Origin of the sequence: Actinoplanes sp. NPDC049316 (assembly GCF_040677315.1) — a bacterium.
In the GTDB taxonomy this organism is placed as follows: Bacteria; Actinomycetota; Actinomycetes; order Mycobacteriales; family Micromonosporaceae; genus Actinoplanes.
On record NZ_JBFAQM010000010.1, the window covers coordinates 219,724 to 228,227 of the forward strand.

Sequence of the window (8,504 nt, forward strand, 5' to 3'; positions counted from 1 at the left end):
CGCGACACACCCCGGCCCCGCCCGGCGTGCTGCCGGCGCGGATGTGACACTCAGCGGGATGCCCGGACACCACACGGCCCTGCCCTGGCGCGAGGCGGTCGCCGTCGCCGCCCGCGCGGCCGCACCGCTGCCACCCGAGATCGTGCCGCTCGCCGGGGCGCCGGGACGCGTCCTCGCCGCGCCCGTCGCCGCCCGGGCCGACCTGCCCGGGACCGACACCGCCGCCATGGACGGGTACGCGGTCGCCGGCCCGGGACCGTGGACGGTGACCGCCCGGTTGCTCGCCGGCGGCGCACCCTGGCCCGGCCACCTCGGCCCCGGTCAGGCCGTCGAGATCATGACCGGCGCGACCGTGCCGGCCGGCGCGGTGGCCGTGGTGCCGTACGAGCACACCACCGCCGCCGCGGACGGCACCGTGACCGGGCCCCTCGGCCCGCGGGCCCACATCCGCCGCGCCGGGGAGGACGCCCGGGCCGGCGATCCGATGCTGCCCGCCGGCCGCCTGGTGACCCCCGCGGTCGCCGGGCTGCTCGCCCAGGCCGGCGCCGACGTCGTCGAGGTCCGGGCACGCCCGCGGGTCCGTCTGCTGGTCACCGGCGACGAGGTGATCGCCGCCGGCGTGCCGGCGCCCGGCCAGGTCCGCGACGTGTTCGGCCCGATGGCCCCCGCCCTGATCACCGCGGCGGGCGGCGTGCTGCACGACCGGCGGCTGCTGTGCGACGACCCCGGCCCGCTCACCGACGCGCTGCTCGCGCCGGACGCCGAGGTCGTGGCGGTCAGCGGCTCCTCGTCGGCGGGCCGCGCCGACCACCTGCGCGCCGTCCTCGACAAGATCGGCGGCCGCCCGCTCGTGGACCAGGTCGCCTGCCGCCCCGGGCATCCGCAGCTGCTGGCGGCCCTGCCGGGCGGGCGCTGGCTCGTCGGCCTGCCGGGCAACCCGTTCGCCGGCCTCGTCGCGGGCGTGACGCTGCTGCAGCCGCTGCTGCGGGGCCTCACCGGGCTCCCGCCGGCCCGCCCGTGGCGGCTCCCGGTCCACGGCGACGTCCGGCCCGCGCCGGGCATCACCCGCCTGGTGCCCGTGACGCTCGACGGGGACCGCGCGGTGGTCGTGCCCGGGTCACGGCCCGCGAGCCTGTCCGGCGCGGGCCTGTCCGACGCCCTCGCCGTTTTGGAGGACGGCTGGACGACGGGCGCGACGGCCGACGTGCTGCCCTGGTAACGGGGCACGACCTGCCGCAACCGGGCCGCGCTGGACACGCCGGCACGACCGGCCGGAAGCCCGTGCCCCCGGCGGTTACGCCGGCACGACCGGCCGGAAGCCCGTGCCCCCCGGCGGTCACGCCGGCACGGCCAGCCGGAAGCCCACGCCGCGGCGGTTCTCGATCCACGCCGGGTCGCCCAGCTTGCGCCGCAGGCTCGCCACGTGGAAGTCCAGCGTCTTGCTCGGCCCCTCGAAGTCCGGGCCCCACACCTCGTCGAGGATGCGGCGCCGGGTCACCACCGCGCCCGGTTCCTCGGCGAGGAGCAGGAGCAGGCCGTGTTCCTTCGGGCTGAGCGGGACCGGGATGCCGTGCACCCGCACCTGCCGGTCCCCGGGGTCGATCGTCATCGGGCCGTACCGGGGTACCGGACCGCCCGTCACCAGCTGCACGCTCATGGGCTCTGGTACGGAACGCACACCCCGCTCGGTTCAGTCGCCGGCGCGCCGCCCGTACGCGAAACGGCGGGGACGATGCCGTCCCCGCCGCCGCGAAGCGCAGGTCAGCCGCGCTGCGCCCAGTCGCCCAGCGACCAGTCGCGCACCTCCGGCATGTCCTCGAGGTGCTCCACCACGTACCGCTCGTGCCGGTCGAGCTGGCTCTGGCACCACGCCTTGAGGTCGGACGCGCCGCGCGGGAGCCGCTTGGCGTTGTTGATCGCGTCCATGACCAGGTGGTAGCGCGACGCCTTGTTGCGTACGGTCATGTCGAACGGGGTCGTGGTCGTGCCCTGCTCGATGAAGCCGCGGACCCGGAACCGGTCGGCGTCCGGGCGGCCGTGCACGAGCTGGTGGATCGCGCCCGGGTAGCCGTGGAACGAGAACACCACGTCCACCGTGTCGGTGAACAGCTCGGTGAACATCGTCTCGCTCATGCCGTGCGGGTGGTCCTTGGGCCGGGGCAGCGTCATCAGGTCCACCACGTTGACCACCCGGACCTTGAACCCGGGCAGCTTCTCCTTGAGGATCTGCGCCGCCGCCACGGTCTCCATGGTCACCACGTCACCGGCGCAGGCCAGCACGATGTCCGGGTCGCTGGTGCCGTCGTCGGTGCCGGCCCAGTCCCAGATGCCCGCGCCGCGCGCGGCGTGCTCCACCGCCTCGTCCATCGTCAGCCACTGCAGCTGCGGCTGCTTGTCGATGACGATGAGGTTGACGTACGACCGCGACCGGAAGCAGTGGTCGGCGACCGAGAGCAGCGTGTTGGCGTCCGGCGGCAGGTAGATGCGGGACACGTCGCCGCGCTGGGTGAGCACGACCTGGATGAGGCCCGGGCCCTGGTGCGAGAAGCCGTTGTGGTCGTTGCGCCACGCCGTGGAGGTGAGCAGGACGTTGAGGCTCGGCACCTTCGCCCGCCACGGCAGGTGCTTGGCCTCCTGCAGCCACTTGCCGTGCTGGACCGTCTGCGAGGCGCTGACCATGGCGAACGCCTCGTACGTGGCGAACATGCCGTGCCGGCCGGTGAGGTTGTAGCCCTCCAGCCAGCCGTGGCAGTTGTGCTCGGAGAGCACCTCCATGACCCGCCCGTCGCGCGAGATCGCGGTGTCCTCGGGCGTGACGTGCTCCATGAAGCCGCGGTCGGAGACCTCGAAGACCGCACCCAGCCGGTTGCTGTTGGTCTCGTCGGGGCAGAACAGCCGGAAGCGGTCGTCGTTGCGCGAGTAGATGTCGCGCATGAACTCGCCCAGCTTGCGGGTCGACTCGGCGCGCAGGGCGGCCGGCTTCGGCACGTCGACCGCGTAGTCGCGGAAGTCGGGCAGGTCCAGGTCGCGGGTGAGCACGCCGCCGTTGGCGTGCGGGCTGGCGCTCATCCGCAGCGCCCCTTCGGGCGCCAGCTCCCGCACGATCGCGGTGGGCGCGCCGTTGTCGTCGAACAGCTCCTCCGGACGGTACGACCGCAGCCAGCGCTCCAGGATCGCCAGGTGCTCCGGGTTGTCCTTGACGCCCGACAGCGGCACCTGGTGCGAGCGCCACGAGCCGGTCACCTTGACCCCGTCCACCTTCTCCGGGCCGGTCCAGCCCTTCGGCGAGCGCAGGATGATCAACGGCCAGCGCGGCCGGGTGCCGTCCCAGTCACCGCCGCGCGCGGACTGCTGGATCGCGCGGATCTCGGCGTACGCGTCGGCGAGGGCCGCGGCGAACCGGTGGTGCATGCCGGGCAGGTCGTCGCCCTCGACCTCGATGACCTCGTACCCGTGGCCGCGCAGCAGCGAGCGCACCTCGTCGCGGTCCTTGCGCGCCAGCACGGTCGGTCCGGCGATCTTGGCGCCGTTGAGGTGCAGGATCGGCAGCACGGCGCCGTCCCGGACCGGGTTGATGAACGAGACGCCCTTCCAGGAGCCCTCGAGCGGGCCGGTCTCGGCCTCGCCGTCACCCACCACCGCGATCGTCAGCAGGTCCGGGTTGTCCATCACAGACCCGAACGCGTGCACGAGCACGTAGCCGAGCTCGCCACCCTCGTGGATGGAGCCGGGCGTCGTCACGGACACGTGGCTGGGGATGCCGCCGGGCGCGGAGAACTGGCGGAACAGGCGCAGCATGCCCGGCTCGTCCTGGGTCACCTCCGGGTACACCTCGCTGTAGGTGCCCTCGAGATATCCGGCGGCCACCAGCGCGGGGCCGCCGTGTCCGGGGCCGGCGAGGTAGATCGCCTGCTGCCCGGTGTGCTTGATGAGTCGCGAGACGTGCGCGTAGATCAGCGAGAGCCCGGGGCTCGTGCCCCAGTGCCCGAGCAGCCGCGGCTTGATGTCCTCGGGCGCGAGCGGGCGGCGCAGCAGCGGGTTCCCCTGCAGGTAGATCTGCCCGATGGTCAGGTAGTTGTTGGCGCGCCACCAGGCGTCGAGGCTTGCCACCTCCGTGTCGTCGAGTCGGCCGAGGCTGGTCAGGTCCTGCGAAACCGTCGTCATGATCGGAATCCTATGGTCGCTCGGAGCCGCCGGTCAGGGACTTAGGTCCTGTAACCGGGGGGCGCTTCGGCAAGCACGTGCCGTACCCACCCTAGGCCCGCATTCGTTCACGTGCCCGGAACACAGCCCGCGTACCGTACCGTTGGTCCTGGTCAGGCGTGTGGCGCGCGAGGGGGCCGACGTGGATCTGCACACGGTCGTGGAGGTCGTCAGCCCGGCCCGGGCCGGTCAGTGGCAGCCCGGGGACGCCTGGCTGGCCGGCGGCACCGCGCTGTTCGGGGAGCCGCGGCCGGGCGTGCGGCGGCTGCTGGACCTCGCCGCCGCCGGGTGGCCGCCGATCACGGTCCGCGGCGACGGCCTGGAGATCGCCGCGACCTGCACGATCGCGGAGCTGGCCGGGTTCGCCGAGGCGCCGCACCTGACGGCGTTCCACGGTCTCGTCACCGGATGCTGCCGCGCCTTCCTGGCCTCCTTCAAGATCTGGAACGTCGCCACCGTCGGCGGCAACCTCTGCGCCGCCCTTCCGGCCGGGCCGATGATCGCGCTGACCGCCGCGCTGGGCGGGGAATGCCTGATCCTGGGCCCTGCCGGGGAACGCCGGGTGCCGGTCACGCGCTTCGTCACCGGTGACGGCACGACCGTGCTGCGACCGGACGAGCTGCTGCGCTCGGTCACCCTGCCGGTGGCCGCGGCGACCGGGCGCACGGCGTACCGTCAGGGCTCGCTGTTCCCGCACGGCCGCTCGGCCGTGCTCCTGGCCGGGCGGCTCGCGCCCGGCGGGCTGGTCCTCACCGTGACCGCCGCGACGGTACGCCCCTACCAGCTGACCTTCGCCGGCATGCCGGACGCGGCGACGCTCGAATCGGCGCTCGCGGCCACCGTCGCGGACGACGCGTGGACGGACGACGTGCACGGCGCTCCCGCGTGGCGGCGGCACCTGACCTTCCGCTACGCCGAGGAGATCCGGCGGGAGCTGCGCCCATGACCGTCGTGATCAATGGTGTGGGGCATGACCGCGCGCCCCGGCCCGGCCAGTGCCTGCGCACCTACCTGCGGGAGGAGGGCTGCTTCGGGGTCAAGAAGGGCTGCGACACCGGCGACTGCGGCGCGTGCACCGTCCACGTCGACGGCAAGCCGGTGCACAGCTGCGTCTACCCGGCGTTCCGCGCGCGGGGAAAGCGGATCACGACGATCGAAGGGCTCGCGCCGCCGGACGGGCTGCACCCGGTGCAGCAGCGGTTCCTCGACGCGCAGGGCTTCCAGTGCGGCTTCTGCACCGCCGGCCTGATCATGACCACGGCGGCGCTGGACGAGAGCCGGCTCGCGGACCTGCCCCGGGCCCTGAAAGGCAACCTGTGCCGGTGCACCGGCTACCGGGCGGTCGGCGACGCGATCCACGGCGTACGGACCGTCGACGACGCCGGCGCCGGCCCGGCGGTGGGGACGAGCCTCGGCGCGCCCGCCGGCCCCGACGTCGTCACGGGAGTGGCCCGCTACACGTTCGACGTGGACATGCCGGGGCTGCTGCACCTCAAGGTGTTGCGGTCGCCGTACGCGCACGCCCGCATCGCCGGCATCGACACCAGCGCGGCGCGGGCCGTACCCGGGGTGCGGGCTGTGCTCACCCACGAGGACGCCCCGGATCGCCACTTCTCCACCGCCCGGCACGAACACCCCACCGAGGACCCGGCCGACACCCGCGTGCTCGACGACGTGGTCCGCTTCGCAGGCCAGCGCGTCGCCGCCGTGGTCGCCGACACCGAAGCCGCGGCGGAGGAGGGCTGCCGCCGCATCCGCGTCGCGTACGAGGTGCTCCCACCCGTCCTCGACCCGGCGGCGGCCATGCGTCCGGGCGCGCCGCTCGTGCACGGCGACAAGGACCCGGTCACGCACCGCATCGCCCGCCCGGACGCCAACATCGCCGGGGAACTGCACGACGAGCTCGGCTCGGTCGCCGCCGGCCTGGCGGAAGCCGACATCGTGTACGAGGAGACGTTCCGCACCCCGCGCGTCCAGCACGCCAGCCTCGAAACCCACGGTGCGCTCGGCTGGCTCGACGACCAGGGCCGGCTCACGGTGCGCTCCAGCACCCAGACGCCGTTCCTCACCCGGCTCGCGCTCGCCGACCTGTACGACCTCCCGCCCGGCCGGGTGCGGGTGCTGACAGGCCGGGTCGGCGGCGGCTTCGGCGGCAAACAGGAGATGCTCACCGAGGACCTGGTAGCGCTCGCCGTCCTGACGACCGGCGAGCCGGTCAAGCACGAATACACCCGCGCCGAGCAGTTCACCTCGGCCACGACCCGGCACCCGTTCACCGTACGCATCACCGCGGGCGCCCGCCGCGACGGCACCCTCACCGCCCTCCAGCTGCACGTGGTCACCGACACCGGCGCGTACGGCAACCACGGCCCCGCGGTGATGTACCACGGCTGCCACGAATCCATCGCGGTCTACCGCTGCCCGAACAAGAAGGTCGACGCGTACGCGGTCTACACCACCACCGTCCCGGCCGGAGCGTTCCGCGGCTACGGCCTGGGCCAGGTCTCGTTCGCGGTCGAATCGGCGCTGGACGAACTGGCCCGGCGCCTCGGCCTGGACCCCGTCCTGCTGCGCGAACGCAACATCGTCCGGCCGGGCGAACCACTGACCGCACCGGGCGACCACGCGGACGATCTGCTGATCGGCAGCTACGGCCTGGACCAGTGCCTCACCGCGATCCGCTCGGCCGCTTCCTCCTCGCCGCCGGCGTCCCCCGTCTCCCACGTGCCAGCCGCCTCCTCCCCCTTGCCTTCTCCCTCCCCGCCTGCCGCGATCACCTCTTCGCCCTCCACTTCCGTGGCCGCCCCCTCCCTGCCTGCCACCCCCTCCGTGCCTGCCACCCCCACGCCTTCGCCCCCCACCTCCGCGGCCGCCCCCTCCCTGCCTGCCACCCCCACGCCTTCGCCCCCCACCTCCGCGGCCGCCCCCTGCCTGCCTGCCACCCCCACGCCTTCGCCCCCCACCTCCGCGGCCGCCCCCTCCCTGCCTGGCATGACCGCCTCTTCGCCCGCCGCCTCTTCGCCCGCCGCCTCTTCGCCCGCTGCTTCTTCGCCCGCAACCTCTTCGCCGGCTGCCTCCTCGGTCGCGGCTTCTTCGGCGGATGGGGACGAGGTGCCGGCCGGGTGGCTGGTGGGCGAGGGCATGGCGATGGCGATGATCGCGGCGGGACCGCCGGGCGGTCACATCGCCGACGCCGCCGTCACGCTCCTGCCCGGCGGCCACTACGAACTCGCCGTCGGCACCGCCGAATTCGGCAACGGCAGCACCACGGTGCACGCCCAGATCGCCGCGGACACCTTGGACACCACCCCGGACCGGATCGTCGTCCGGCAATCCGACACCGACCTGGTGACACACGACACCGGCGCGTTCGGCTCCACGGGCGTCGTCGTCGCGGGCCAGGCCGTCCTGCAGGCTGCCCGGGCATTGCGTACCCGAATCCTCACGCTGACCGGCGCCGTCGCCCTCGGGCCCGGCACCGTCACCCTCCCGGGCGGCACGCACCTCACCCTCGAGGAGATCGCCGCCTCCGCCGACGTCCCGATCCGCGCCGAGGGCCGCTGGGCGGGCACGCCCCGCTCGGTGGCCTTCAACGCCCACTGGTTCCGCGTCGCGGTCGACCCCGGCACGGGCGAACTCCGCATCCTGCGCAGCGTCCACGCCGCGGACGCCGGACGGGTCATGAACCCGCTGCAGTGCCGTGGCCAGATCGAGGGCGGCGTGGCCCAGGCGCTGGGCTCCGCCCTCACGGAGCACATGGTCCTCGACGACGCCGGCCGCGTCGTCACCACGGGCTTCCGGCAATACCACCTGCCGACGTACGCGGACGTGCCACCGACGGAGGTCGTGTTCGCCACGACGGAGGACACGATCGGCCCGCTGGGCGCGAAGTCGATGAGCGAAAGCCCGTACAACCCGGTGGCACCGGCCCTGGCGAACGCTCTGCGCGACGCAACCGGCGTACGTTTCACAGAACTGCCCTTCACCCGCGACCGCATCTGGGCACGGTTGGCGGACGCCGCGGAGGACGGGCGCACCACGCCTCGCTGACCGGCCACGCGCGGCCGCCGGCCGCGCGGAACGCCGGCCGCGCGGAACGCCGGCACGCAGCGCCTCATCGACCGGCGACGCCAGGACGGACACACACGACACCGCACCGACCGGCGACAGCCGACCGAACCCACACGACGCCACATCCACCGGCAACAGCCGACCGAACCCACACGACGCCACATCCACCGGCAACAGCCGACCGAACCCACACGACGCCACATCCACCGGCAACAGCCGACCGAACCCAC

Annotated in this window: 5 protein-coding genes; 3 read left to right on the plus strand and 2 right to left on the minus strand. The window is 74.0% G+C overall.

Annotation, left to right across the window (positions count from 1 at the left end; all coding sequences use genetic code 11):
* The first annotated feature begins 58 nt into the window (after positions 1 to 58).
* Entirely contained in the window at positions 59 to 1,219 is a 1,161-nt protein-coding gene (locus AB0K03_RS18425; RefSeq protein WP_364686093.1) for a molybdopterin molybdotransferase MoeA, read from the plus strand.
* A 117-nt stretch (positions 1,220 to 1,336) separates the two neighbouring features.
* Here the strand turns inward: AB0K03_RS18425 and AB0K03_RS18430 are convergent, their stop codons facing one another.
* Together AB0K03_RS18430 and AB0K03_RS18435 are read right to left on the minus strand one after the other, a co-directional pair.
* A complete protein-coding gene (locus AB0K03_RS18430) occupies positions 1,337 to 1,657 on the minus strand; it encodes a winged helix-turn-helix domain-containing protein (RefSeq protein WP_364686096.1) in 321 nt (106 codons plus the stop codon).
* 104 nt (positions 1,658 to 1,761) lie between these two features.
* The gene (locus AB0K03_RS18435) at positions 1,762 to 4,164 is read right to left on the minus strand and encodes a phosphoketolase family protein (protein WP_364686099.1); all 2,403 of its coding nucleotides are present in this window, start codon (positions 4,162 to 4,164) and stop codon (positions 1,762 to 1,764) included.
* Positions 4,165 to 4,345: 181 nt separating this feature from the next.
* On the opposite strand from AB0K03_RS18435, the gene AB0K03_RS18440 reads away from it, so the two are divergent.
* Both AB0K03_RS18440 and AB0K03_RS18445 read left to right on the plus strand, forming a co-directional pair.
* Positions 4,346 to 5,149 carry an FAD binding domain-containing protein gene (locus AB0K03_RS18440; RefSeq protein ID WP_364686102.1) on the plus strand — a complete coding sequence of 268 codons (804 nt, stop codon included), beginning with the start codon at positions 4,346 to 4,348 and terminating at the stop codon, positions 5,147 to 5,149.
* Positions 5,146 to 8,253, plus strand: coding sequence for a molybdopterin-dependent oxidoreductase (locus AB0K03_RS18445; RefSeq protein ID WP_364686105.1), 3,108 nt, complete (start codon positions 5,146 to 5,148; stop codon positions 8,251 to 8,253). Before AB0K03_RS18440 ends, AB0K03_RS18445 begins: the two co-directional genes overlap by 4 nt.
* Positions 8,254 to 8,504: the final 251 nt, after the last annotated feature.